The organism is Streptomyces parvus (assembly GCF_032121415.1).
GTDB classification, from domain to species: Bacteria; Actinomycetota; Actinomycetes; order Streptomycetales; family Streptomycetaceae; genus Streptomyces; species Streptomyces globisporus_A.
In genome coordinates this window covers 5,873,139-5,898,625 of sequence record NZ_CP135079.1, presented here as the reverse complement: position 1 = coordinate 5,898,625, position 25,487 = coordinate 5,873,139, and the positions used below count along the sequence as shown (strand labels likewise).

Sequence of the window (25,487 nt, the reverse complement as noted above, 5' to 3'; positions counted from 1 at the left end):
CCTCACGACACGAAGGACCTCTCATGATCGAAAGCCTTCTGCTGGACATCCTCGCCTGCCCCGTCTGCAAGATCCGACTCGGCCCCGACGCGGCGGGCACCACGCTGACCTGCCTGGACGCCGAGTGCGGTCGCACTTACCGGGTGGTCGACGGCATCCCGCTGCTCCTGGTCAGCGACGAACTCGAAGAAACCTCACTGGCCGGCTGAGGCCGGTCGCGGCACTGGGCGCTGATGTCGAAACCGGAGGGCGAGGGCGAGGACACCGTGACAACGGGGGACACCGCGCAGAAGAAGGGGCGCACCCGGGATCGACATCCACGGGGGCTGCTCACGCTGTGGAACGTCGAGATGTGGGAGCGGTTCAGCTTCTACGGGATGCGGGCGATACTCGTCCTCTTCCTCGCCGCACCACAGGACCAGGGCGGGCTCGGGCTCGCCCCGCACCTCGCCGCCGCGGTCTTCGGAATCTACGGTGCGCTGGTCAACCTGCTTGCATTGCCGGGTGGTTGGCTGGCCGACCGGCTCTGGGGATCGTACCGGGCGGTGCTGTGGGGCGGTGTGGTGATCACCGCGGGCCACTGCACCCTCGCCCTCCCGTCCGGCTCCGCCGCCACCTACCTCGGGCTGCTGCTGGTCGCCACCGGGACCGGCATGCTGAAGCCGAGCATCTCCACCATGGTGGGCCGGCTCTACGACCAGGAGCAGGACGCCGCCGAGCGGGACGCCTCACGGCGCGACGCCGGCTTCTCCCTCTTCTACATGGGCATCAGCGTCGGTGCCTTCGCCGCCCCGCTCATCACCGGCTACCTCGGCGAACGGATCGACTGGCACGCCGGGTTCGGCGCCGCGGCGGTCGGCATGCTGATCGGCCTGCTCGTCTGCGTGCGCGGCGGACGACGGCTGCCCGCGCTCACCCGTGAACAGGTGCGGGCCGCCGAACCCGCGGAGCTGCGGCGGATGCTGGGGCTCTGTGCGGCGGCGGTCGCCTTCGTCGCACTGCTCTGCCTGGGCCTGGTGGCGCTGTGGGGCATGTCGTTCACCAAGGGAATCATCCAGGCGGTCACAGCGCTGACCGTCCTGATCCCGTTGATCTACTTCGTCACCATGTTCCGCACGGCGGGCCTGGACCGGGTCGACCGCAGCAGGCTGCGCGCGTACATCTGGATCTTCCTGGCGGCCAGCATGTTCTGGATGATCGCCGAGCAGGGCGGCTCGCTGGTCAGCCTCTTCGCCCGGGACCACGTGGACCGCTACCTCTTCGGCTGGGAGTTCCCCACCAGCTGGTTCCAGTCGCTCGGCCCCTTCTACAGCATCCTGCTGGCGGGTGGCTTCGCGGCACTGTGGATCCGGATGGGCACCCGGCAGCCCAGCACCGCCGTCAAGTTCGCCATCGGCCTCGGCGGGCTGGGGGTGGCGACGCTGATCATGGCCGGTGCCGGGATGGCGGCCGCCGGCGGCGAACGTGTCTCCCCGATGTGGCTGCTGGTGGCGTTCCTGGTGCAGATCATGGCCGAGATGTGTCTGAGCCCCACCGGGCTGAGCGTCACCACCCGCCTGGCTCCGCCCCGGTTCGCCAACCAGCTGATGAGCCTGTGGTTCCTCTCCGTGGCGATGGGCAGCGCGCTCAGCTCCCAGGTGGTGCAGCTGGGCACCGTCTGGTCGCCCGGCGTCTACTTCGCCGTGCTCGGTTGTGCGGCGCTGGTCTGCGCGGGCGCGGTCGCCGTCTCCCGGGGGCGCCTCAGCAAGCTGATGCGCGGCGTCACCTGATCCCGGCCGGGCGCGTCCGAGCACGAGGGGTGGCAGCCGGTCGGCCGCCACCCCTCACGCGTGCCGCGCATGCCCGTCGGCTCGGGCCCGCGACCCCGTGTCCCCGGTCGCCGACTGCCACGCGGCGTACAGGTCCGCGTACCGCCCGGGGCGGTCCACCAGCTCCCTGTGCGTGCCCTGCTGGACGATGCGGCCCGCGTCGAAGACCAGCACGCGGTCGGCCGCCTCGGCGGTGGAGAGACGGTGCGCCACCGAGACCGCGGTACGGCCGCGGGTGGCGGTCTCCAGGGCCCGCTGGAGGCGCTGCTCCGTCGCCGGGTCGACGGCCGAGGTCGCCTCGTCCAGAACGAGCAGGTCCGGGTCGGCGAGGTACGCGCGGGCGAGCGCCACCAGCTGGCGCTCGCCCGCCGACAGCGCCTCGCCGCGCGGGCCCGCCTCGGTGTCGAGCCCGTGCGGGAGGGAATCGGCCCAGCCCGTGAGCCCGAGGTCGGCGAGCGCGCCGCGAACCTCGTCGTCGCCGACGTCGGTGCGGCCGTAGCGGATGTTCTCCCCCACGGTGGTGTTGAAGAGGAAGCCGTCCTGCGGCACCATCACCACCCGCCGTCGCAGCGAGTCGAGGGGCACGTCCCGCAACGGCACCTCGCCCAGCAGCACCCGGCCCGAGGTCGGATCGGCCAGCCTGGTCAGCAGTTTGACGAAGGTCGACTTGCCCGAGCCCGTCTCACCGACCACGGCGACCCGGCTGCGCGGGGCGATCTCCACCGAGATCCCGTGCAGCACGCGCGTGCCGTCGGGGTAGGCGTAATCCACTTCCTCGAAGCTGACGCCCACCGGGCCCGGGGCCAGCTCCACGCCCTTCTCCCCCGGGTCCTCGACCTCGCGCGGCGCCTCGATGACGGCGAGCGTGCGGCGCAGCCCGGCGAGCGCGTTCTGGAGCTCGTTGAGCACCTCGGTACTCATCTGCACCGGACCGATGAAGAGCGTCACCAGGAAGAGGAAGGCGACCAGTTCTCCCGCTGTCATATGGCCGTTGATGCCCAGCACCACACCGAAGCTGACCACCGCGCCGATGGCCAGCGCCGCCGCGATCTCCCCGCTGGAGAGGGTGACGGCCACCAGCCGCTGAGCCCTGCCCTGGGCTTTGCGGTGATCCTCCACCGCCGCGTCGATACGGCGGCCGATGAGTCCGGAGGCGTTGTGCGCGCGGATCACGGCCGCACCGGCGACGGCCTCTCCGGTGGTGGCGAGCATCGCCCCGGCCCGGGTTCGGACATCGGCGTAGCGGAAGGAGAGCCGGTTCTGCAGTCGCGGCAGGATCAGGGCCAGCGGCAGGAAGACCGCCCACACCGTCAGAGCCAGCGCCCAGGAGTAGGAGAACATCACCACACTGCCCACCAGCAGCTGACAGCCGCTGACCATCATCATGCCGCCGAACTGGAGGAAGATGCTGAACTGGTCCACGTCCCCGGTCACCCTGGCCACCAGGTCCCCGCGCTGCTCGCCGCCGAGCGCGGGCGCCGACAGGTCGTGCACCCGCCGGAACGCGTTTTTACGCATCTCCGCGAGGGCCGTCTCCACCTCCCGGTAGAGGCGGTGGTTCATCCGGAAGGTGATCCACGCTGTGCAGAACACCGCCACCGCGCAGATCGCGACGGAGCCGAGCACGAAGTCCGTTCGCGGGCCCTCGTCGGCCTGGAGACCGGTGTCGAGCGTCACCTGCACCGCGATCGGGACCACGACACGTCCCGCGGCGGCGAGCAGCGCGAGCAGCAGCACGACGATCAATCCGCGACGGAGCGTCGGCGAGGTGGCGAGCAGCCGCTTCAGTGTGCCGGTGGCGCTGTGGTGCGAGCTTCCGATACGGCTCATGCGGTCCGTCCCTCCTCCGCTTCGGCGGTCGACGCGCCGGTCCGCGCGTCGCCGTCCGTGTCCTCGCCGGTGGAGCCGTCCCCTGCCCGCCGGCCGTCCTGCCCCTCGCTCCGCTCGCTCTCGTAGGCGGTGACGAGGGACCGGTATCCCGTGCAGCGGGCGAGAAGTTCGGCGTGCGAACCGGCGTCGGCGACGCGCCCCCCGTCCACGTAGACGATGTGGTCGGCGAGCGCGATGGTCGCCTTGCGGTAGGCCACCACCACGACGGTGGACGGCAGCTTGGAGCTGCGCAACCGGTTGAGGATGCGGCTCTCCACCTCCGGGTCGACGCTCGACGTCGCGTCGTCCAGCACCAGCAGCCGTGGTCGGCGCACCAACGCCCTCGCCAGCGCGATGCGTTGGCGCTGCCCGCCGGAGAGAGCCGCGCCGCGCTCGCCGACCCGGGCGTCCAAGGCCTCCGGCAGTTCCCGCACCACGTGTGCCACATCCGCGGCCTCCAGCGCCTCCCAGACCGCCGCGTCCTCGCGATCCAGCCCCAGCAGGACGTTGCCGCGCACGGTGTCGTCGAAGAGCAGCGCTTCCTGCGGGACGAAGGCCACCGCGGACGCCACCTCGCCCGTACGCATCTGCCGCGCGTTCATGCCGTCCATCAGCACGTCGCCGCGGTCGGGGTCGATCAGCCGCACCATCAGCGCTGCCAGGGTGGACTTGCCCGAGCCCGTGGGGCCCACGACGGCCACGGTGCTGCCCGCGCCGGTGCTGAGCGTCACATCGCGCAGCACGTCGCTGCCGTTGTAGGCGTAGCTGACCCCTCGGGCGTCGAGGTTGAGCGGGCCGGGGTCGGTCAGCCTCAACTCCCCGCTGGGCATGTCGCCCTCGGCGTCCAGTACGGCACGCACCCGCTCCCAGCCGACCGCCGAGCGCGGGAGCTCCGCCAGCACCCAGCCGAAGGCCCGTACCGGAAACGCGATCATCGTGAACAGATAGGCCACCTGCACCAGTTCGGCCACGCCGATCGCCCCGCTGGCCATCCTTCCGGTGCCTACCGCGAGGACCGTCAGGATGCCGAGGTTGGGCAGGGCGTCCAGCAGGGGGTCGAAGCGGCCCCGCATCCGGCCGACCGCCACGTTCGCGTCCCGCAGGGCCTCCGCCCGCCTCGCCATGCGCGAGGCCTCGTGCGACTCCAGCCCGAGGGTCTTGACCACGACCGCGCCGTCGAAGCTCTCGTGCGCGATGTCGGCCACCTCTGCGCGCAGGCTCTGCGCACGCGCCGCCAGCGGGGAGAGCCGACGCTGGTAGAAGACGTTGAGCAGGCCGATCGCCGGGAAGAGCGCGATGCTCACCAGTGCCAGCACAGGGTCGACCAGGATCAGCGAGCCGATCGCCGACACCAGCATGATCACCACACCGAGCGCCGTCGGCAGCGGAATGATCGGCGCCCAGACCGCCTCGACGTCGGAGTTGACCGTCGACAACAGCCTTCCGGTGGAGTGACGTTGATGCCATGACAACGGCAACTGAAGATAGCGGTGCGCGACTTTGCGCCGGTAGGTGGACTGGAGCCGGAACTGCATCAGCCCGGCGCCCACCCGTCGCCCGATGACTCCGACCACCCGCAGCATCGCGACCGCGAAGATCGCGGCACCGGCAGCCGCGAGGGCGGCGTAGGAGGTCTCTCCGCTCTCGAAGGCCGGCAGGATCACCCGGTCGGTGATGCGGCCCAGCGCCCAGGACGTGGCGACGGGAGCGACGCCGTACAGGGCACTGGCCGCGAGTGCCGCGCCGAAGATCCAGGGCTCCTCCCGTACGGCGGCCGTGAGAACGGGCAGGCCCTTACGGCGTGAGGGCCCGTCGGCATCGGACACGGAGGGTCTTCCTTCCTGCGACGCACAGGCGTCGCACCGGCGCGGGAGGCGCAAGGGGCACGGGGGCCGCGTGCCGGCGGGGTGGCGGGACGGGCCCGGTGCGATCGGGTGACGGAGGGGTCACTGCCGGGCTCCGGCGGGGGGCGGCAGCGCGTCGAGCAGAGCCGTCTCCTCGGCGGTCAGGACCAGTTCGGAGGCGGCGGCGTTCTCCTCCACATAGCGGGCGTTCTTGGTGCCGGGTATCGCCACGATGTGCTCCCCGTGGGCGAGCACCCACGCGAGCGCGACCTGCGAGGGTGCGACGCCCCGGCCGTCGGCCACCTTGCGCACGGCTTCGGCCAGCGGGAGGTTGGCCACGAGGTTCTCGGGCTGGAAGCGGGGGTTGACCAGACGGTAGTCGTCGGCCGGCAGGTCCTCCCGGGAGGCGAACCGACCGGTGAGGAAGCCGCGGCCCAGCGGGGAGTAGGCGAGCACCGTGATGGACTGGCGGGAAGTGAAGGGCACCAGCTCCGCGAGCGAGTCCCGGGTCCACAGCGAGACCTCCGCCTGCACCGCTGCCACCGGGTGGACCGACTGCGCGGTGCGGACCTGCTCCACGGTGACATCCGAGAGGCCGAGCGCACGGACCTTCCCGGCGCGTACCGTCTCCGCCATCGCTCCCCAGGTCTCCTCCAACGGCACCTCGGGGTCGACTCGGTGGAGCTGGTAGAGGTCGATGGTGTCGGTGCCCAGCCGGCGCAGGCTGGCGTCGATCGCCGCCCTGATGTGCTCGGGTCTGCCGTCCTTGCGCAGCCTCCGCTCGCCGGGCACGAAGCCCACCTTGGTCGCGAGGAACGCGCGGTCGCGACGGCCCGCGAGGGCGCGGCCCACCAGCTCCTCATTCGTGTGGGGGCCGTAGACGTCGGCGGTGTCGATCAGATCCGCGCCCAGGTCGAGTGCACGGTGGATGGCCGCGATCGATGCGGCGTCGTCCCGTCCGTGGGGATCGTACGCATAGGACATCCCCATGCAGCCGAGTCCCACGACACCGACGCGCCGCCCGCCCTGACCTGCTTCCGTGGTGCGCAACTCTCTTCTCCTGTCCGGGGTTTCTGCTCCGTCGATGGGAGAAGGGCCGGTTCGTGTCCACCGATGCGGTGGACACGAACCGGCCCTTGGACGTTCAGGAAACGGCGCCCTCGGTCCAGGCCCGCTTGAGGATCTCGTCCACGGTCTGGTCCACCGTCTGGTCGGATGTGTCCAGCCAGAGCCCGATCTCCGGGGTGCTTCCGCGAAGCACCGAGTCGAGGTCCTTGGGCTGCCAGTCCGGGCCGTACCCGGTCTTGGCGCGCTTCTCCTCCCGCGCCAGCACGGCGTCGGGGTGGGGAGCCAGGACGACCACGGCCAGCGGCCGGCTCCTGATCGTCTCGGTGATCTCCTGGAGGTGCTCACCGAGGAGGATGTCCTGGAGGATCGCGGTGAAGCCCGCCTGGCAGTACGCGTCGGCGGACGCCGCCGCCAGCCTGTGCCGGAGACGGAGCTGCGCCAGGGCTTCCGGCTCCGGATCGGCAGTCATGTTGACCTGGCCATTGACGATCATGCGGCGGAAGAAGTCCCCACGCACGTGGACAGAGCGGTCCAACCGCTCGGCCAGAGCCTGTGCGACGGTCGACTTGCCCGCCGCGGAGATGCCCGACAGGACGAGGACGCCCCCGCTGCCTCCGCCACCCGGAATGTTGTCTGCCATGGGGAAAGTTTTTCCTCTCTCGTGTATTCGGTCGCACGGAAGCAGCCGCCGGTTCAGCGAATCCGGCAGACGCCGACCGCGTGGCCGGCGCGGGAATTCGGCGCCCTGCGCACTCAGCCTCGTTCGAGGACGAGCAGGTCCATCGAGGCCGGCCTCTCGGTCGAGGTGCCCCACGTACCCGGCTTCGGTTCTCGCCGCAGGTGCAGACCATATCGCTCGGCCGCGGCACGCAGATACTCGACCCGGTAGGCGATGGCGTAGGTCGGCTCCGCCTTCGAATGCACGTAGTATTCGCCATGATCGTTCGTGAAGGTGAATGCCGTACGCCCCTGGGCGATGTTTTCGGCCACCTTGTCATCGACCAGATAGGCCGTTGCGAAGCACATGCCGCCGGGGCGCAGCACACGGGCCGCCTCGGTCAGGTAATTGTCCAGCTCGGGCGGCAGCAGGTGACTGATGAGCCCCACCATCGCCACCACGTCGAACGCCGAGTCCTCGGCCGGAAATCGGAAGTCCGCAGCCGACAGCTTCCCGTCGGGATTATAGATGTCCTGACGGATGTCGACATGCTCGAATCGAAAATTGGGATACTTCGCCGTGATGGCGGACGAGCACCACTCAATGGCGTGCGGGACGATGTCGAAGCCGAGATACGAGCCCTTCTCGCCGAGGACTTCGGTGAGCGGAACCGCGATCCGTCCGGCGCCGCAACCGGCGTCCAGCACATCGTGCGACGGCCCGACCCCCAGCTCTTCCCGCATGTAGTCGGTGATCTGCCGCCCGACCTTCAGGAAGTCGCCGTTCCCGATGAAACGACGGTATCTGCGCGGCGGCAGTAACTCATGGTCCCTGCCGCGCAGCCGGTCCGTCAGATCAAGAATGCGCAGACCCGCCCGGTAACCGGAAGCCCGCAATTGATCGAGAGCACTGGACGCGCGAACCGTGGACGTATATCTCGTCGCCTTCAACGCCTTCAGCTCGGATCTGTTGTCCGGCATGACGAACAGCCCCTTTCTGGCGGTCGTTTCGAACGGGATGGCCGTACGGGCGCGTCAGGGGGATTTCGTTGTTTCTCGCCTCATGGCGGAGTGTGCCGCCCAAAGGGCTGCAGCCATACCCGTGCCCCCGCCGACACAGCATGTCCCGCGCGACTCCGATGGTCAACACTGGCGAGGAGCACCCCGGGCAGACATTGTCCGATTCTGCCCGGATTCCCCCAGCGCCCATCGTTTTCGGGCCCCACAGAAACCGGACGTCAATCCGGTTTTTCGACATCGCATGGCCGGGAGGCGTGTGCGCACGGACTCCTCGCAGCCTTTCACCGGGGCATGAACTCGTCCAGGTTCCCGGCGCCTCCGGCCGCCACGAGAAGGGCATCCGCATCCCGCCGATCACAGTTTGGCCGAAATTGCACGCTGTACTCACCCACGCATCCTGCAATCGCCCACCCATTTCTTCCGCGGAACGGCCTGCCCCGATGCCGCCCCCGTCCGAGGAGAATCCGGGGAGCGGCGACGTCGCGACGGCCGTGACGGGCCGAGGGCCGGGAGCAGTGGCCGCTCACCACGCGCGGGCGGCCTCGATCAGCAGATCGCGCACCCGCGCCACCTGAGGGTTGACGGCGGAACCGGGGCGCTGCACGAGGTAGGCGGTGTTGATCGGCGGGTCCTCGGGGGCGTACAGCTCGACGAGGGCACCCGAGGACAGTTCGTCCGCGCAGAGGTAGCGCGGCAGCACCGAGAAGCCCGCCCCGGCCACCACGGCGGCGAGCACCCCGCGCAGGTCGGGCACGGTGACCGCGGCCCGGCAGTCGAGGCGGCGGCCGAAGACGTGCCGCCAGTAGCGGCGGGCGATGGGCAGGTCCTCGGCGTACGTCACCAGGGGCAGGCCGTGCAGCACACCCGGTCCCCGGGCGGCGAGGCTCTCCGGTCCGCCGGTCCGGGCGGCCCAGTGCGGGGCGGCCGCCAGCACGAATTCCTCATCCATCAACGGCACCGCGGACAGCGCCCGGCCGCGCGGCCGGGCGGTCGCGATGACCAGGTCGTGGCGGCCCGCCCGGAGCTCGTCCAGGAGCGGGTCGGTGAGCCCGGTCGTGGCGCGCAGCAGCAGCCCGTCCGCGACGAGCGGAGCCAGCGCGGGCAGCACCCGCAGGCACATCAGCTCGGCGGGGCCCGCCAGGTGGACGGGGTCGGCCGGGCGTTCACCGGCCGGGACCGTATCGCCCGTGACCTCGGCGAGGGCGTCCAGCGGGGCGGTGACGCGGGCCGCCAGCTCGTCCGCGTACGGCGAGGGGGCCACCCCGCGGGGCAGCCGTTCGAACAGCTCCCGGCCCACCTGCCGCTCCAGGGTGCGCATCTGGGCGGTGACAGTCGGCTGGGAGAGACCGAGGAGCCGGGCGGCGGCGGTGAAGGACCCCGACCGGTGCACGGCGAGGAAGGTCCGCAGCAGATTCAGATCGGCCGGACCCGGTGGCACGTCCGCCGGACGGCCCAGCCCGGCGAACCCATCAGGATCCTTATTTCTCATAGCTGCCAGCCTATTGGAAACCTATGGGCGATCCGGCCTACCGTCGCACAGGTCAGCACTTCCCGATCCCCCGAGAACCCCCTCGACCTACGGAGACGTACGACATGGCAAAGATCCTTTTCGTGGTGACCGGCGCGGACCACTGGACCCTGGCGGACGGCACGAAGCACCCCACGGGTTTCTGGGCCGAGGAGGCCGTGACCCCGTACGAGACCCTCACCGCCGCCGGTCACGAGGTGGTCGTCGCCACCCCGGGCGGCGTCGTCCCGACCGTGGACCGCGGCAGCCTGGCGCCGGAGTTCAACGGCGGCCGGGAAGGCGCCGACCGGGTCGCGGCCGCGCTGGACGCGTTCGAGGAGCTGCGGCGGCCCGTCCCGCTGGAGGACGTGGACCTGGACGCGTACGACGCGGTGTTCTACCCCGGCGGCCACGGCCCGATGGAGGACCTCGCGGTGAACGAGGCCTCCGGCCGGCTGCTCACCGCCGCACTTGCCTCGGGCAAGCCGCTGGGCGTGGTCTGCCACGGTCCGGCGGCGCTGCTGGCCGCGACCGGCCCCGACGGCGCGAACCCGTTCGCCGGGTACCGGCTGACCGGCTTCACCAACACCGAGGAGGCCCAGGCGGGCCTCGCGGACCAGGCCGAGTGGCTGCTCCAGGACCGGCTGGTGGCGGCGGGCGCGGACTTCCAGGAGGGTGAGCCCTGGGCGCCGTTCATCATCACCGACCGCAACCTGATCACTGGTCAGAACCCGGCTTCGTCCGCCCCGTTGGCCGACGAACTGCTCACCCGGCTCGGCTGACCGTCCGCCCGGCGGCCGGGTCCGTTCAGATCCAGTCCTGCCGTGCGGGCGGCTCGCAGAGTTCCAGCACCACCTCGCCCGTCTCCGGCTCGTCCCCGGAGACGGGCCGGACGCGTGCCCCGACCGTCACCAGGTGCGGGGCCGCCCCCACGATCCGGCAGCGGAAGACGAACCCTTCGGAGAACCGGACCAGGGACTCGTTGCGCGCCGCCTCGGTGTAGCGGTGGATCACGGCGGTCCGGACGACCACACCGTGGCCGGTGGTGCGTTCGGGCTCCAGTTCGCTGGACGCGCACACCGGGCACAGCAGCCGCCGGAAGGAGGCGGTACCGCACCAGCGGCAGCGGTGATAGGCGAGGCCGCACTCCTCGTGCGCCTTCTGGACGGTACCCATTCCTGTCTGGGACACGGCTCGACCCCCTGCGCTCGACTCGGACGCGCCGCACCTGCACTGCCGGCGCGTCCGCACCATATGGCACTGAGTGCCGGACAGTAAAGGCACTGAGTGCCCATTGATACTCAGTTCTCGCCGACGGCCGCCTCGATCTGCTGCACGACGCGCCACATCGGAGCGCCCCTCCGCGCGACCATCACGACCACCTCACCGTCGCCGTCGCCGGAGACCGCAAGGGGGACGGCCGGAACGGCGGAGACCTCCGGGGCAGCCGGGGCGGCGGAGGCGGCGGGCCGCCCCCACGCCTCGCGCACCAGGGCGAGCGCGCGGTCGACCGCCGCCTCGGGATCACCCTCCCCGCCCGAACGCAGCCACAGCCGCAGCCCGTTGTTGTGCGCGGCGACCACGGACGCGGCGATCACCTCGGCCCGCAACGCCCCGTCACCGTCCTCACCGAACCGGCTCCGCAGATGGCCGGCGAGGGTCTGCTCGTAGCGGCGCACCACGGACAGCTCGTACGTCCGCAGTCCGGGCACCTCGCGGGTGAGCCGGTAGCGCTGGACGGAGAACTCGGGGTTGGCCGCGTACATCCGCAGCACGATGCGCGCGGCGTCGGACACCGCGCCGACCGGATCGCCGTCGTCGGCGGCGGCCAGGAATTCGGTCATCTCGGCGAGGCAGCGCTCATGGTCCGGGAAGACCGCGTCCTCCTTCGACGGGAAGTAGCGGAAGAACGAACGCCGGCCCACACCGGCCCGCGCCACGATGTCGTCCACGGTCGTCTGCTCGAAGCCCCGCTCCAGGAAGAGCTGGAAGGCCGCCTGTGCGAGCACCTCCCGCATGGGTGCCTTCTTCTCGGGTCCTCGCGCCTCGCTCATGCGGCGAAACGTAGCACCGGAAGAGGCATTTTGGCACTGGGTACCTTTACAGAGGGTACTGAGTGCCATAGTCTCTCCATCAGTACGAATGACACCCAGGTGGGACCACACCCAGGTAGGCAGGAGAGCCGGCGTGAGCTTGAGGATCGTTGTCTGTGTGAAGTACGTGCCCGACGCGACCGGTGACCGGCGTTTCGCCGATGACCTGACGTTGGACCGTGAGGATGTCGACGGTCTGCTGTCGGAGCTGGACGAGTACGCGGTCGAGCAGGCGTTGCAGATCGCGGACGGGGCGGACGATGCGGAGATCACCGTGGTGACGGTGGGTCCGGAGGATGCCAGGGACGCGTTGCGCAAGGCGTTGTCGATGGGTGCGGACAGGGCGGTTCACGTCGAGGACGACGATCTGCACGGCACGGATGTGATGGGTACGTCGCTGGTGCTGGCGAGGGCGGTCGAGAAGACCGGTTACGACCTGGTGATCTGTGGTATGGCCTCGACGGACGGGGTGATGGGTGTGCTGCCGGCGCTGCTGGCGGAGCGGTTGGGTGTGCCGCAGGTGACGCTGCTGTCCGAGGTGTCGGTGAACGAGGGTGTGGTGACCGGGCGGCGTGACGGTGACACGGCGACCGAGCGGCTTGAGGCGTCGCTGCCGGCGGTGGTGTCGGTGACCGACCAGTCCGGTGAGGCGCGTTACCCCTCGTTCAAGGGGATCATGGCGGCGAAGAAGAAGCCGGTGGAGTCTTTGGATCTGGAGGATCTGGAGCTGGAGGCGGGCGAGGTGGGTCTGGCGGGTGCGTGGACGGCGGTCGATTCGGCGACCGAGCGTCCGGCGCGTACGGCGGGCACGATCGTGAAGGACGAGGGTGAGGGCGCGAAGCAGCTCGCCGAGTTCCTCGCGGGCCAGAAGTTCATCTGATCCCGCACGCGTAGTCCTTGCTCTCCCTTCCCCTCCTTCTCTTCTCTCGTCTGTCTGGAGTGCGTTGTCATGGCTGAAGTTCTGGTTCTGGTCGATCATGTGGATGGTGCGGTCCGTAAGCCCACGCTGGAGCTGCTGACGCTGGCGCGTCGGATCGGTGACCCGGTGGCCGTGGCCCTGGGTGCGGGTGCCGAGGCGACTGCTGGTGTGCTGGGTGAGCACGGTGCGGTGAAGGTGCTGGTCTCCGACGCTCCGGAGTTCGCGGACTATCTGGTGGTGCCGAAGGTCGACGCGCTGCAGGCGGCGTTCGAGGCGGTGTCGCCGGCGGCGGTGCTGGTGGTGTCCTCGGCGGAGGGCAAGGAGGTCGCCGCGCGTCTCGCGCTGCGGATCGGTTCCGGGATCATCACCGATGCCACTGATCTGGAGGCCGGGGACGGGGGTCCGGTGGCGACGCAGGCGGTGTTCGCCGCTTCCTACACCACCAAGTCCCGGGTTTCCAGGGGTGTTCCGGTGATCACGGTGAAGCCGAACTCCGCTCCGGTCGAGCCGGCCGCCGCCGCGGGTGCGGTCGAGGCCCTGGCGGTCTCGTTCGGTGAGGGTTCGACGGGCACGAAGGTGGTCTCGCGGACGGCGCGGGAGTCGACCGGGCGCCCGGAGCTGACCGAGGCGGCGATCGTGGTCTCGGGTGGCCGTGGCGTCAACGGCGCGGAGAACTTCCCGCTGATCGAGGCGCTCGCGGACTCGCTGGGTGCCGCGGTGGGCGCGTCGCGTGCGGCGGTGGACGCGGGCTGGTACCCGCACACCTCGCAGGTCGGGCAGACGGGCAAGTCCGTCTCGCCGCAGCTGTACATCGCCTCGGGTATCTCCGGTGCGATCCAGCACCGGGCGGGGATGCAGACCTCGAAGACGATCGTCGCGATCAACAAGGACGCCGAGGCCCCGATCTTCGAACTCGTCGACTACGGCGTGATCGGTGACCTCTTCACGGTCGTTCCCCAGCTCACCGAGGAGATCAACACCCGCAAGGGCTGATCCCCCAGCACCACCCCGCTCCACCCCGCCCGGGCCGCACGGTGAACCCCACCGCGCGGCCCGGCCGCGTCTGTCAGCGTCGTTCTTCGGCCGGACGTGCCGACGGATCCCGGGCGTCACGGTCCCGGTCGTCCCGGTCCTGCGTGCCGAGGCCGAACGTGGTGAACGCCGTGCGCTCCGGGAGCGGGTAGAACTCCTTGCCCGTCAGCGCGTTGACGATGACGGCGGACCGCCAGGCGGCCAGGCCCAGGTCAGGTGTGCCGACGCCGTGCGTGTGCCGTTCGGCGTTCTGCACGAAGACGGAACCGGCGATCTCCGGTGCGAGCACGAGCCGTTGGGCCGCGTCGACCTGCGGACGCCCCGCCTCGTCGCGGACGACGTACGGGTCGAGGGCGGCGAGCATGGTGTCGACGGGGCGCTCCCGGTAGCCGGTGGCGAGCACGACGGCGTCCGTGACGAGTCGGCCCCGCGCCTCCTGCTGACCGTGCTCGACGCTCAGCTCGATCCGCCCTGCCCCCGTGGTCGCGGCGCCGGTGACCTCGATGCCGGGCGTGAGCGTGACATCCGGCCACTCGCCGCCGAGGCTGCGCCGGTACAGCTCGTCGTGGATGTCCCCGAGCGTGTCCCCGCTGACGCCCTTGTACAACTGCCACTGGCGGGGCAGCAGCCGGTCCCGGGTGGCCTGCGGGAGGCCGTGGAAGTAGCGGGTGTAGTCGGGGGTGAACTGTTCCAGGCCGATCTTGCTGTACTCCATGGGCGCGAAGGCCGGCGTGCGGGCCAGCCAGGTCAGCCCCTCCGCCCCCTGGGGTCTCGACCGCAGCAGGTCCAGCAGGACTTCGGCGCCCGACTGGCCCGAGCCGACGACGGTGATGTGGCGGGCGGCCAGCAGCCGGTCCCGCTGGGCGAGATAGTCCGCCGAGTGCAGGACGACGGAGGCCGGGTCGCGGACCAGCTCCCGCAGCGGTTCGGGGACATGGGGTGCCGTGCCGACGCCGAGGGCGAGGTTGCAGGCATGGGTCAGCCCGCTCGTGGACGTCTCCCCGTCGGGGCCGAGCCGGGTGAACTCCACGGCGAACGCGCCTTGCCCGGGGTCCCAGGCGATCGTGTCGACGCGGTGTCCGAAACGGGTGGAGGGCAGTTCGGTGCTCACCCAGCGCAGATAGTCGTCGAACTCCGAGCGGTGGATGTGGAACCGCTCGGCGAAGTAGAACGGGAAGAGCCTGCGACGGATCTTGATGTAATTCAGGTACGACCAGGGGCTGGTGGGCTCCACGAGGCTCACCAGGTCCGCCAGGAAAGGCACTTGCAGGGTCGCGCCCTCGATGAGCAGCCCGGGGTGCCAGTGGAACGCGGCGCGCTGCTCGTGAAAGGCGGTGCGCAGCCCGGGAACGCCGTCGGCCAGTGCGGCGAGCGAGAGGTTGAAGGGCCCTGCCCCCACCCCCAGCAGATCGAGGGGCGGCGTGCGCGGTCCGGGTGTCATCGGGTTCCTCCGGCGGGGGTCGCGGGTGCGGCGCGGGCCGGCCCCGGGCGAGTCGTGCGCATCGTCGACGTCATGGCGACAGCCTTTCCGTCTCGGGAGCCTCGGTATCTTCGGCCGCCGGGGCTTCGCTCGCTCCACGGTCCGCGGCCGGTCGGCTCGTGGCACGGTCCGCCGCCGCCGTGACGAGGTCGAGCAGCGGGAGCAGGTCGGCCGTCGCGGCGTTCGGGTGCAGCAGGGTGGCCTTCAGCCAGAGGCGGCCGCGGCCGTCGCCGTCCTCCGCCACCGCACGGCCGAGGACGGCCCGCCCCTCGGCGAGCAGGGTGCGGCGGACCGCGGCCACCACGGCGTCGCCCTCCTCGTCGGGCAGCACGTCCGCCACGGCGGGGCGGAACAGCACGGTGCTGATCCCGATCCCCCCGGGGCGCAGGCGGAGCCGGGGGTGCGCGTCGACGGCCCGGCCGAACTCGTGCGCCGTCCGCACACAGTGCTCGACCAGTTCCGCGAGTCCCCGGCGACCGAGCGCCCGGAAGGTGACCGCCATCTTCAGGGCGTCGGGGCGACGGGTGGTGCGGATCGAGCGGCCCAGCAGATCCGGGAGCCCGGCCTCGGTGTCGTCGTCGGCGTTCAGGTAGTCGGCGCGCAGGGACAGCGGGGCGAGCATCGCGGCGTCGGCGACCGCCAGCACACCGGCGGCGACCGGCTGCCAGCCGAGTTTGTGCAGGTCGAACGTGACGGTGGCGGCGTGCTCCAGGCCCGCGAGCTGGGGAGCCAGGCGCTCACTGAACAGCAGCGGACCGCCGTACGCGGCATCGACGTGGAGCTGGGCGGTGTGCCGTTCGGCGAGGCGAGCGATCTCCGGGAGCGGGTCGATGCGCCCCTCGTCGGTGGTCCCGGCGGTCGCGACGACCAGGAGCGGCGATCCGGCGAGGCCGGTCAGGGCGCGGTCGAGGGCGTCCGGGTCGATCCGGCCCTCGTGGCAGGCGACCACCGTGGGGGCGGGCAGGCCGAGCATCCAGGCGGCGCGGTGGACGCTGTGGTGGGCGTTGGCACCGGTGACCACCCGCAGCGGGCCGCCTGCCGCCCGTTCCCGGGCGAGGAGCAGGGCGACCAGGTTGGATTCGGTGCCGCCACTGGTGATGAGCGCATCGGGGGCGGGTGCCGTCGGGTGGACGAGCCGGGCCAGGGCGGCCGTGGTCAGGTCCTCGATCACCCCGGCGGCGGGCGCCTGGTCCCAGGAGTCCATGGAGGGGTTGAGGGCCGCCCCCGCCAGCTCTGCCGCGACGGCCACGGCGAGCGGCGGGCAGTGCAGATGGGCGACGCAGGCGGGGTCGGCCGGGTCCGCCGCCCCTTCCGCGACCGCGCGCACGACGTCCCCTAGCGCGGCCTCGGGGCCGACGCCCTCCTCCGGCAGGACCGGGGAGCAGAGGGCGCGGGTGCTCCGCGCCACGGCGTCGGGCCCTCCTGCGGGCAGCGGCCCGCCCCGGGTCCGGGCGGCGTCCCCCAAGACGTTTAGGACGAGGGTGCTGAGGGCCCGCAGGTGCTCCGGCCCGTGCGCACCGCCCGCGACGAGCCCTCCCCGTACGCCTTGAGCGCCGGGACTCGACGGCGTGCCGGCGCTCGCGCCCAGCCCCCCGCGTTCCACGGGGGGTTCACCGGGGGTCGGGAGCGGAGCAGGCGGCATGGCGAGGACCTTCGGTCGTGGTACGGACAGGTCTACCGGAGCGGGGGCCGCGCGGGGCGACTTCGGGAGCGGGACGATCCCCTCACCGGGGCTCGCCGGTTAGGCTAACCTAACTTATGGGGTGAACGACGCGCGATCCGCTGCCCGGGGCAGGCTACTTCGCGTACCAGAGGCCCGAGTTGTCGGATTCCGACTCCGCCGCCCGGCGCAGTGCGGACGGGTCGTCGTAGCGCAGGCCGTGCCACCGCCCCGCTGTCCGCCCGACGATGCCTTCCGCCGCCTCGTCCAGGCGTCGGTCGTCCACCTCATGGCATGTCACTTCCCGCACGTACCCCGCCCTTTCGTGATCTTCGGTCCGGAAGCGGCACGCTATCAGCGGGCTCGGACACGCACCGGTGCGGACGGGTTCGGCCCGGTGCGGGAGCGGCGGCGGCCGCTCCCGCACCGGGCCCGGTTCACGCCGCTCAGGATGGCAGCTCCGCACGGACCTTCCGCGCGGCGGCGACCAGGTTCTCCAGGGAGGCCCGGGTCTCGGGCCAGCCACGGGTCTTCAGGCCGCAGTCGGGGTTCACCCACAGCCGTTTCGCCGGGATGGCCTCAAGCCCCTTGCGCAGCAGGGCCGCTGCCTCCTCGGTGCTGGGGATGCGAGGGGAGTGGATGTCGTAGACGCCGGGTCCGGCCTCGCGCGGGTAGCCGTGGGCGGCCAGTTCGCGGGCGACCTGCATGTGGGAGCGGGCGGCTTCCAGGCTGACGACGTCGGCGTCGAGGTCGTCGATGGCCTGCACGATGTCGCCGAACTCGGCGTAGCACATGTGGGTGTGGATCTGGGTCTCCGGCCGCACACCGGCGGTGGCCAGCCGGAAGGACTCCGTCGCCCACTCCAGGTAAGCGGCGTGGTCGGCGGCGCGCAGCGGGAGCGTCTCGCGCAGCGCCGGCTCGTCGACCTGGATCACCGACGTGCCGTTCGCCTCCAGGTCGTCGACCTCGTCCCGCAGGGCGAGGGCCACCTGGCGGGCGGTCTCGCCGAGCGGCTGGTCGTCGCGGACGAAGGACCAGGCGAGCATGGTGACCGGCCCGGTGAGCATGCCCTTGACCGGGCGTTCGGTGAGCGACTGCGCATACGCGGTCCAGCGCACCGTCATCGGCCCGGGGCGCGAGATGTCCCCGGCGAGGACCGGCGGGCGGACGTACCGGGTGCCGTAGGACTGGACCCACCCGTGCTGGGTGGCGAGGCAGCCGGTGAGCTGTTCGGCGAAGTACTGCACCATGTCGTTGCGTTCGGGCTCGCCGTGCACGAGGACGTCGAGCCCGGCCTTCTCCTGGAAGGCGAGCACCTCGCGGATCTCGTCCTTGATGCGCTCCTCGTACCCGGCCCGGTCGATCCGTCCCGCCCTCAGGTCCGCCCGTGCGGTGCGCAGTTCGGTGGTCTGCGGGAAGGAGCCGATGGTGGTGGTCGGCAGCAGCGGCAGCCCGAGGTGGGCGCGCTGCGCTGCGGTCCGCTCGGCGTACGGCTGGGATCGGCGGCCGTCCGCGTCGGTGATGGCCGCCGTACGGGCGCGTACGGCCGGGTCGCGGGTGATCGCGGCATCGGTGCGGGAGGCCAGATCGGCCCGGTTGGCGGCGAGTTCGGCCGCGATGGCGTCCGTGCCGGAGGCCAGACCGCGGGCCAGGACGACGATCTCCTCGGTCTTCTGCCGGGCGAAGGAGAGCCAGCGGGCGATCTGCGGGTCGATGTCGCGCTCGGCCTCCGCGTCCAGCGGGACGTGCAGCAGGGAGCAGGAGGCGGAGACCTCGACGTGGTCGGCGAGGCCGAGCAGGGTGCCGAGGGTGGCGAGGGACTTCTCGTAGTCGTTGATCCAGATGTTGCGGCCGTTGACGACGCCTGCGACCAGCCGCTTGCCGGGCAGCCCGCCGGCGGCCACGAGGTCGTCCAGGTTGCCCGCGCCGGTCCCGGTGAAGTCGAGCGCGAGCCCGTCGACGGGGGCCTTGGCCAGGACCGCCAGCGCCTCGCCGAGCCGCCCGAAGTAGGAGGCGACCAGCAGCTTGGGCCGGTCGGTGACTCCGCCGAGCTCGCGGTAGGCGCGGGCGGCGGCGTTCAGCTCGGCGGGGGTGCGGTCCTGGACGAGGGCGGGCTCGTCCAGCTGCACCCACTCGGCGCCCGCCGCACGCAGGTCGGCGAGGACTTCGGCGTACACGGGCAGGAGCCGGTCCAGCAGGGTGAGCGGCTCGAAGCCGGCGGCCACACCGGGGGCCGCCTTGGCGAGCAGGAGGTAGGTGACGGGGCCGACGAGGACCGGACGCGGGGTGTGGCCGAGCGCGAGGGCCTCCTTGAACTCGGCGACCTGCTTGGCGGAGTCGGCGGCGAACACCGTGTCCGGCCCCAACTCGGGTACGAGGTAGTGGTAGTTGGTGTCGAACCACTTCGTCATCTCCAGCGGCGCGACGTCCTGCGTGCCGCGGGCCATGGCGAAGTAGCCGTCGAGGGCGTCGGCGCGGACCGCGTCGCGGTGCCGCTCGGGGACGGCGCCGGCCATGACGCTGGTGTCCAGGACATGGTCGTAGTACGAGAAGTCACCGGTCGGGACTTCGTGGACGCCGGCCTCGGCGAGCTGCTGCCAGGCTGCGCGGCGCAGTTCCGCGGCGGTCTGCCGGAGGGCGTCGGCGCTGACGCGGCCCTTCCAGTAGCCCTCGACGGCCTTCTTCAGTTCACGGTTCCGACCCTGGCGGGGGTAGCCGTACACGGTGGCCCGTGCTGCCGCGGCTGGGGGCTTCGCTGTCACGTGACTCTCCTTCGCGAGCGTGTCTGCGGTGCAGATCCCGGGACGGGACGCGGTCGCGAAGGGATGACGCATCGGGCGGACACCGGGCCACGTCCAACCGTGCCCGTCCACCTGATGGTTCCGCCGACCCGCCCACGAGGTCACCGAGATCTCCGCACGCGAACGGTCGCGTGCGGGCAACGGGCAGGTCTTCGGACTCGCGGGCCCGTCTGCCGGGGCAGACACCTAATGGCCGTCGCTTCCCAGACCCGGCCGGGCCCAGTGCGTATGACGGCGGTCGTTCCCACTCACCGCTGCGGGGCAGTCCCGGATTCCCACCGGGTTCCCTCTTACGACACCCCGCCTGGCGGACAGGGCGAACCAGCTGCACCGGCCAGCCTAGGCGGACGGCCACCGGGCGCACACCGCTGTTCACACTGCGGACGGTGACGTGAGACACGGACGGCCCTTTCCGGCCGTCTCCGGCCCGCATCGCCCGGGGCGGTCCGGTGCACCGGTGTACGCCTCGTACCCGCGGCACCCGTCCCGCGAGCGGCGCGCCGACGCTCATCCAGTTCCCCGACCGTTCGACTGCTGGCCATTCGCTCCCTGACCGTCGGTCAGGTCGCTCGTCTCGACTGTGCGGAGGCAGTGACCCGGATGTAACCGAATGGCGTAGGAGAATGCGGAACCACGGAGCGTCACAAGCCGTTCTTCTTCCCACTACCCGGGCCTGCCGATCCCCGGCAGGCCCGATCGAGGAACGGAAAACGTCATATGAAGAAGACAGTCGGGTGGGCCCAGGACGGCGACGACTGGACGATCACCGTGAACGGCACGCAGTACCGCGCGGTCGAGCGGCCGACGGACGGCCGGGTGGACAATTACCTGGTGCGAGGTGACGACCTGAGCGCCGAGTGCCCGAGCCTCGGTCATGGACTGGGCGTCATCCGGGAACACGAGTCCCGGCGCTGACCCCGGCCGGTCAGCCGAGCGGGCCGCCCACCGAACCGTCCGCGCCTTCCGCCGGGCGGCCCGCCGCCCCCTCGTCGCCCGCCGCCTTCTCGCCGCGCGGCCCCTGCCGCAGCAGATAGGTGTCCATGATCCAGCCGTGCCGTTCGCGGGCCTCCGCGCGCAGGCGGCTGATCTCGTCGGCCACCTCGTCGAGCGGGCCGGAGACCAGGATCTCGTCGGGGGTGCCGATGTACGCGCCCCAGTGGATCCACAGGCCCCGGCCCGTCAGACAGCTGAACGTCTCATGGCCGTCGAGCATCACGACGATGTCGCCGTCGTCCTCGGGGAAGCCCTGGGCCAACCGTCTGCCGGGGGTGATGCGAAGGGGGCGGCCGACCTGGTTCAGGGTGACGCGGTGCCGGGCGGCGAGGGCGGAGACGCTGCTGATGCCGGGGATCACCTCATGGCCGAATTCCACCGTGCCGCGCCCCCGGATGTCGTCGAGGATCGCGAGCGTGCTGTCGTACAGGGCCGGGTCGCCCCACACCAGGAAGGCTCCGCACTGCCCCGGTGCGAGCTCCTCGATGATCAGGCGTTCGCAGATGTCGGCGCGGCGGTGGCGCCAGTCGTGCACGGCGGAGGTGTAGCGCGCGGCATCGTCCTGGGTGCGGTCGCGCCACGGGTCGCCGGCCTCCACCACGCGGTAGGGGCCCGTGAGGTGCTCGTCGAGGAGGTCGCGCCGCAGCCGGGTCAGGGACTCCTTCTCCTTGCCCTTGCCGAGCACGAAGAAGACGTCGGCCCGGCGCATGGCCTTCACCGCGGCGAGGGTCAGATGGTCGGGGTCGCCGGCGCCCATACCGATGACCAGGATGTGCCGGGGTGCATCGCTGGTGCCTGCCATGTCTGCCATGTCGGCCGATCATGCCAGGGGCGAGGCGGGGCGGACTCACCAGGCGGCCCGGACCGGCCCGTCCACGACCCCGCCCCGCCCCGGCGCGTCGCCCCCACCGCGCCCCCGCCCCGCACCGGGGATGATCCACACCGTGATGTGCGTTGTATCCGGTTGTGTCCGGCTCCATGCGGCGAGCCGGGCCCTCTGAGAGAGCTGGAGGCGGCGCTGTGCACGGTGAGTACAAGGTTCCCGGCGGCAAGCTGGTCGTGGTGGACCTGGAGGTGGCGGGCGGGGCGCTGCGGGACGTCCGGGTCGCCGGGGACTTCTTCCTCGAACCGGACGAGGCGATCCTCGCGATCGACGCGGCTCTGGAGGGAGCCCCCGCCACCACCGACACCGCCGGGCTCACGGCCCGGATCGAGGCGGCGCTGCCCGACTCCACGGTGATGCTGGGACTGAGCGCGGAGGGCGTCGCCATCGCCGTACGCCGGGCGCTGGCGCAGGCCACGGAGTGGAGCGACTACGACTGGCAGCTGATCCACGACGCGCCTCAGTCGCCCGCGCTGCACATGGCGCTGGACGAGGTGATCACCGCCGAGGTGGCGGCGGGGCTGCGGCCGCCGACCCTGCGGGTCTGGGAGTGGGACTCCCCCGCCGTGATCATCGGCAGCTTCCAGTCGCTGCGCAACGAGGTGGACCCGGCGGGGGTGGAGCGCCACGGCGTGGACGTCGTACGCCGGATCTCGGGCGGCGGCGCGATGTTCGCCGAGCCCAGCTCCACCATCACGTACTCGCTCGCGGTGCCGCAGGCGCTGGTGTCGGGGCTGTCCTTCGCCGACAGTTACGCCTACCTGGACGACTGGGTGCTGGAAGCCCTCGCGGACATGGGCATCAAGGCCTGGTACCAGCCGCTCAACGACATCGCCACCGACGTCGGCAAGATCGCGGGGGCCGCGCAGAAGCGGGTGGTCGGGCCGGACGGCGGGCCGGGGGCCGTGCTGCACCACGTGACGATGGCGTACGACATCGACGCCGACAAGATGCTGGAGGTGCTCCGCATCGGCAAGGAGAAGATGTCGGACAAGGGCACCCGGTCGGCGAAGAAGCGCGTGGACCCGCTGCGGCGCCAGACCGGACTGCCGCGCCAGGTGGTGATCGAGCGGATGATCGACTCGTTCCGCAGGCGGCACGGCCTCACCACCGGAAGCGTGACCGACGCCGAGCTGGCCCGCGCCGAGGAGCTCGTACGGACCAAGTTCGCCACGCCGGGGTGGACGGCCCGGGTGCCGTAGGGCTCCCGGTGCGGATGGTCGCCGCCGCATACTGGGTCGTATGGACAAGGCGGCGTCCGGCTCCGGAGTACGGCAACGGCTCGGCAGGAGCCTGTTCGCCCGGGTGGCGGGGCCTTCCGGGCCGGAGAACCGGGCCCGGATCCACCACACCCCCGGCCCCCGCTGGTTCGGCCCGGACAGGCCGGTGCGCCGGGTGCACGGGGACGCGTCCATGTTCATCGGCGGGCTGCGCGCCCTGCTCCTCCAGTCGCTGCACCCCCTCGCCATGGCCGCCGTAGCGGGCCACTCGGGTTTCCGGGGCGATCCCTGGGGGCGGCTCCAGCGGACCAGCACGTTCCTGGCGGTGACCACGTTCGGCACGGCCGAGCACGCCCAGGAGGCGGTGGACCGCGTACGGTCCGTGCACGACCGGGTGCGCGGGACCGCTCCCTCCGGGGAGCCCTACCACGCAGCTGATCCGCACCTCCTGTGCTGGGTGCACATCGCCGAGGTGGACAGCTTCCTCCGCGCCCATCAGCGGTACGGGGCAAGGCCGTTGGACGGCGCGGGGTGCGACGGGTACATCCATGACATGGCGACGGTGGCCCACGCCCTCGGCGTCCCCGACCCGCCGCACGACCGGGCGGAGCTGGCGGAGCGCATCGCCGCCTACCGCCCGGAGCTGCGCGCCACCCAGGAGGCCCTGGACGCGGCCCGCTTCATTCTTCTGCACCCGCCGCTGCCCTGGCCGGCCCGTCCCCCGTACGCCGTGCTCGCCGCGAACGCCGTGGCCGCGCTCCCGGCCTGGGCCCGGGAGCCGTTGCGGCTGCCCCGGGTGCCGGGGGTCGAGGAGGTCTGCGTGCGGCCCGCCGGGAAGGCCCTGACCAGGACCATCCGGTGGGCGATGACCCCGCCTGCGGAAAGCTGAGGACCGTCCGGGTGCCGATGGCCGCCGCGGGCAGGACGATGGAGGGGTCCGTACGCGGGGGGCCCACGACGGGAGTCCCCGGTGACACGCAGCGAATCGACCGACGTCCTCGTGGTGGGCGCGGGCCCGGTCGGCCTGACGCTGGCCGCGGAACTGCGGCGGGCGGGGGTGGCCTGCCGGATCGTGGACCGGCTGCCCGCCCGGCTGCCGTACGCCAAGGCGGTGGGCGTCCAGCCGCGCACCCTGGAGCTCTTCGAGCGGATGGGCCTGGTGCGGGAGGTGCTGGACGCGGCGGTCCCGATGCGCGGGCAGCTGACGTACGTGAACGGGGTCGAGCAGGGCCGGGTCGAACTGGCCCTGCCGCCCGAGGTGCCGTACGGCTTCGCCGCGCTGCCGCAGTGCGACACCGAGCGCCTTCTGGAGGAGTTCCTCGGGCGCTACGGCACCGGGATCGAGCGGTCGACCGCGCTGGTGGCGTTCGCCCAGGATCCCGCCGGGGTGACCAGCCGGCTGACGACGACGTCCGGGGACGAGACGGAGGTCCGCTCCCGGTTCCTGGTGGGGTGCGACGGGGCGCACTCCGCGGTGCGCAAGGGGCTCGGGCTCACCTTCGAGGGCGGCGCGTTCCCCGAGGAGTACATGTTGGCCGATGTGGAGGTGGGGTGGGACCTGCCGCCCGGGTACGGGGTGCGCTCGATGCACCGCGGCGAGGACGGCGCGGTCGACGATCTGCTGGTCTGCGTCCCGCTGCCGGGGAACGGCCGCTACCGGATGTCGATGCTGGTGCCGCCGGAGCTGTCCGCCGCGCGGCAGGCCTCCGGTGCGGCGGGCGGCGGTGACGGGGTGGCACACGGCCTGGAAGGCGGTACGGCCCCCGCGCTCCCCGACATCCAGAAGGTCCTGGACCGGCTGGCGCCCAAGCCGGTCACCGCGTCCGCGCTGCGCTGGTCGTCGGTGTTCCGGATCAGCCACCGGCTGGTGGACCGGTACGGGGCGGGCCGGGTGTTCGTCGCCGGGGACGCGGCGCACATCCATCCGCCGACCGGCGCTCAAGGCATGAACACCGGGATCCAGGACGCCTGCAACCTGGCGTGGAAGCTGGCGCTCGCCAACGAGGGCGCGGCGGGGCCGCGGGTGCTCCCCGGTTACGACGCGGAGCGGCACCCGGTCGGCGAGGAGGTGGTGGGCCGGACCGTCCGGCACGCCGCCGAAGGGGTGCAGGCGGACCCGGCGGACCGGGAGACGCTGCTGCTGCGCGAGGCCCAGCTCCTGGTCGGCTACCGGGAGAGCCCGCTGGTGACGCCCCTCGCCCCGGACGACCCGGCCCCGCTGCGTCCGGGCGACCGGGCCCCGGACTGCGGCGGCCTCACCGGGGACATCGCCGCCTACCCGGTGCGCCTCTTCGACGTGTTGCGCGGCCGCGGGCACGTCCTGCTGGTGTACGGGGACCACCCGGCGGGAGACACCGCCGCCGATCTGGCTTCGGCGGCAAGGGAGTTGACCGGCGGCCGGATGGAGACGCACAGGATCCTGCCCGCCGACGCCCCGGACCGGCCGACAGGGATCCCCCATCACCACGACAGCCGGGGTGAGTTCGCGCGCCACTACGGGGCGGGCGAGGGAGCGGCCTTCGTCGTACGTCCGGACGGATACCTGACGGCCTGTCTCCAGCCGCCCGAGGTCAGGGCTTTGAAGGAGGCGCTGGAGAAGATCTTCGAGCCGTGAGGGCATGACATCCCGGACC

The 25,487-nt window shown here is 71.8% G+C and carries 22 protein-coding genes and 1 riboswitch; of the genes, 9 read left to right on the top strand and 13 right to left on the bottom strand.

The window, feature by feature from the left end:
* Window positions 1-23: 23 nt before the first annotated feature.
* Window positions 24-209, top strand: coding sequence for a Trm112 family protein (locus tag RNL97_RS27540; protein WP_030583124.1), 186 nt, complete (start codon window positions 24-26; stop codon window positions 207-209).
* 24 nt (window positions 210-233) lie between these two features.
* Window positions 234-1,769, top strand: a complete 1,536-nt coding sequence (locus RNL97_RS27535; protein ID WP_030583127.1) for a peptide MFS transporter — start codon at window positions 234-236, stop codon at window positions 1,767-1,769.
* Window positions 1,770-1,823: 54 nt separating this feature from the next.
* Here RNL97_RS27535 and RNL97_RS27530 read toward each other — a convergent pair whose 3' ends face one another.
* The 6 genes from RNL97_RS27530 to RNL97_RS27505 all read right to left on the bottom strand — a co-directional run bounded on the left by RNL97_RS27530 (window position 1,824) and on the right by RNL97_RS27505 (window position 9,755).
* Window positions 1,824-3,638, bottom strand: a complete 1,815-nt coding sequence (locus RNL97_RS27530; protein WP_050500046.1) for an ABC transporter ATP-binding protein — start codon at window positions 3,636-3,638, stop codon at window positions 1,824-1,826.
* Window positions 3,635-5,503: an ABC transporter ATP-binding protein gene (locus tag RNL97_RS27525; protein WP_063834860.1), complete on the bottom strand. Its 1,869-nt coding sequence runs from the start codon at window positions 5,501-5,503 to the stop codon at window positions 3,635-3,637. The genes RNL97_RS27530 and RNL97_RS27525 overlap by 4 nt, the downstream gene beginning before the upstream one ends.
* A 120-nt stretch (window positions 5,504-5,623) precedes the next feature.
* The gene (locus RNL97_RS27520) at window positions 5,624-6,571 is read right to left on the bottom strand and encodes an aldo/keto reductase (protein WP_030583136.1); all 948 of its coding nucleotides are present in this window, start codon (window positions 6,569-6,571) and stop codon (window positions 5,624-5,626) included.
* Between the two features lie 94 nt (window positions 6,572-6,665).
* Window positions 6,666-7,229, bottom strand: a complete 564-nt coding sequence (locus tag RNL97_RS27515) for an AAA family ATPase (RefSeq protein WP_050500047.1) — start codon at window positions 7,227-7,229, stop codon at window positions 6,666-6,668.
* Between the two features lie 113 nt (window positions 7,230-7,342).
* A complete protein-coding gene (locus RNL97_RS27510) occupies window positions 7,343-8,227 on the bottom strand; it encodes a class I SAM-dependent methyltransferase (protein ID WP_078652026.1) in 885 nt (294 codons plus the stop codon).
* A gap of 562 nt (window positions 8,228-8,789) precedes the next feature.
* A complete protein-coding gene (locus tag RNL97_RS27505) occupies window positions 8,790-9,755 on the bottom strand; it encodes a LysR family transcriptional regulator (RefSeq protein WP_030583142.1) in 966 nt (321 codons plus the stop codon).
* Window positions 9,756-9,859: 104 nt separating this feature from the next.
* Between RNL97_RS27505 and RNL97_RS27500 the strand changes: the two genes are divergently transcribed.
* Window positions 9,860-10,555, top strand: coding sequence for a type 1 glutamine amidotransferase domain-containing protein (locus RNL97_RS27500; RefSeq protein ID WP_243315722.1), 696 nt, complete (start codon window positions 9,860-9,862; stop codon window positions 10,553-10,555).
* A gap of 25 nt (window positions 10,556-10,580) precedes the next feature.
* Here RNL97_RS27500 and RNL97_RS27495 read toward each other — a convergent pair whose 3' ends face one another.
* On the bottom strand, window positions 10,581-10,949 hold the full coding sequence (locus tag RNL97_RS27495; protein ID WP_030583147.1) for a Zn-ribbon domain-containing OB-fold protein: 369 nt from the start codon (window positions 10,947-10,949) through the stop codon (window positions 10,581-10,583).
* A 125-nt stretch (window positions 10,950-11,074) separates the two neighbouring features.
* On the bottom strand, window positions 11,075-11,791 hold the full coding sequence (locus tag RNL97_RS27490; RefSeq protein WP_243316471.1) for a TetR family transcriptional regulator: 717 nt from the start codon (window positions 11,789-11,791) through the stop codon (window positions 11,075-11,077).
* 169 nt (window positions 11,792-11,960) lie between these two features.
* Between RNL97_RS27490 and RNL97_RS27485 the strand changes: the two genes are divergently transcribed.
* On the top strand, window positions 11,961-12,746 hold the full coding sequence (locus tag RNL97_RS27485; RefSeq protein WP_030593795.1) for an electron transfer flavoprotein subunit beta/FixA family protein: 786 nt from the start codon (window positions 11,961-11,963) through the stop codon (window positions 12,744-12,746).
* Between the two features lie 69 nt (window positions 12,747-12,815).
* Complete coding sequence (locus RNL97_RS27480) at window positions 12,816-13,778, top strand: electron transfer flavoprotein subunit alpha/FixB family protein (RefSeq protein ID WP_030593797.1); 963 nt, start codon at window positions 12,816-12,818, stop codon at window positions 13,776-13,778.
* A 73-nt stretch (window positions 13,779-13,851) separates the two neighbouring features.
* Here the strand turns inward: RNL97_RS27480 and RNL97_RS27475 are convergent, their stop codons facing one another.
* From RNL97_RS27475 to metE, 4 genes are all read right to left on the bottom strand, one after another.
* Window positions 13,852-15,258 carry a lysine N(6)-hydroxylase/L-ornithine N(5)-oxygenase family protein gene (locus RNL97_RS27475; RefSeq protein ID WP_030585471.1) on the bottom strand — a complete coding sequence of 469 codons (1,407 nt, stop codon included), beginning with the start codon at window positions 15,256-15,258 and terminating at the stop codon, window positions 13,852-13,854.
* 70 nt (window positions 15,259-15,328) lie between these two features.
* Entirely contained in the window at window positions 15,329-16,939 is a 1,611-nt protein-coding gene (locus RNL97_RS27470; protein WP_030585468.1) for a pyridoxal phosphate-dependent decarboxylase family protein, read from the bottom strand.
* 154 nt (window positions 16,940-17,093) lie between these two features.
* Window positions 17,094-17,243, bottom strand: a complete 150-nt coding sequence (locus RNL97_RS27465) for a hypothetical protein (protein ID WP_199814216.1) — start codon at window positions 17,241-17,243, stop codon at window positions 17,094-17,096.
* Window positions 17,244-17,403: 160 nt separating this feature from the next.
* The gene (metE, locus tag RNL97_RS27460) at window positions 17,404-19,719 is read right to left on the bottom strand and encodes a 5-methyltetrahydropteroyltriglutamate--homocysteine S-methyltransferase (RefSeq protein WP_313751321.1); all 2,316 of its coding nucleotides are present in this window, start codon (window positions 19,717-19,719) and stop codon (window positions 17,404-17,406) included.
* 177 nt (window positions 19,720-19,896) lie between these two features.
* A riboswitch (cobalamin riboswitch) is annotated at window positions 19,897-20,086 on the bottom strand.
* A 389-nt stretch (window positions 20,087-20,475) separates the two neighbouring features.
* Here metE and RNL97_RS27455 point away from each other — a divergent pair.
* On the top strand, window positions 20,476-20,673 hold the full coding sequence (locus tag RNL97_RS27455; protein ID WP_010064026.1) for a hypothetical protein: 198 nt from the start codon (window positions 20,476-20,478) through the stop codon (window positions 20,671-20,673).
* 10 nt (window positions 20,674-20,683) lie between these two features.
* On the opposite strand, the gene cobF is transcribed toward RNL97_RS27455, so the two are convergent.
* A complete protein-coding gene (cobF, locus tag RNL97_RS27450; RefSeq protein ID WP_243316469.1) occupies window positions 20,684-21,553 on the bottom strand; it encodes a precorrin-6A synthase (deacetylating) in 870 nt (289 codons plus the stop codon).
* Window positions 21,554-21,771: 218 nt separating this feature from the next.
* On the opposite strand from cobF, the gene RNL97_RS27445 reads away from it, so the two are divergent.
* From RNL97_RS27445 to RNL97_RS27435, 3 genes are all read left to right on the top strand, one after another.
* Entirely contained in the window at window positions 21,772-22,836 is a 1,065-nt protein-coding gene (locus RNL97_RS27445) for a lipoate--protein ligase family protein (protein WP_313751320.1), read from the top strand.
* Between the two features lie 40 nt (window positions 22,837-22,876).
* Entirely contained in the window at window positions 22,877-23,743 is an 867-nt protein-coding gene (locus RNL97_RS27440) for an oxygenase MpaB family protein (protein ID WP_030585454.1), read from the top strand.
* A gap of 81 nt (window positions 23,744-23,824) precedes the next feature.
* Window positions 23,825-25,468, top strand: coding sequence for an FAD-dependent monooxygenase (locus RNL97_RS27435; protein ID WP_030585451.1), 1,644 nt, complete (start codon window positions 23,825-23,827; stop codon window positions 25,466-25,468).
* Window positions 25,469-25,487: the final 19 nt, after the last annotated feature.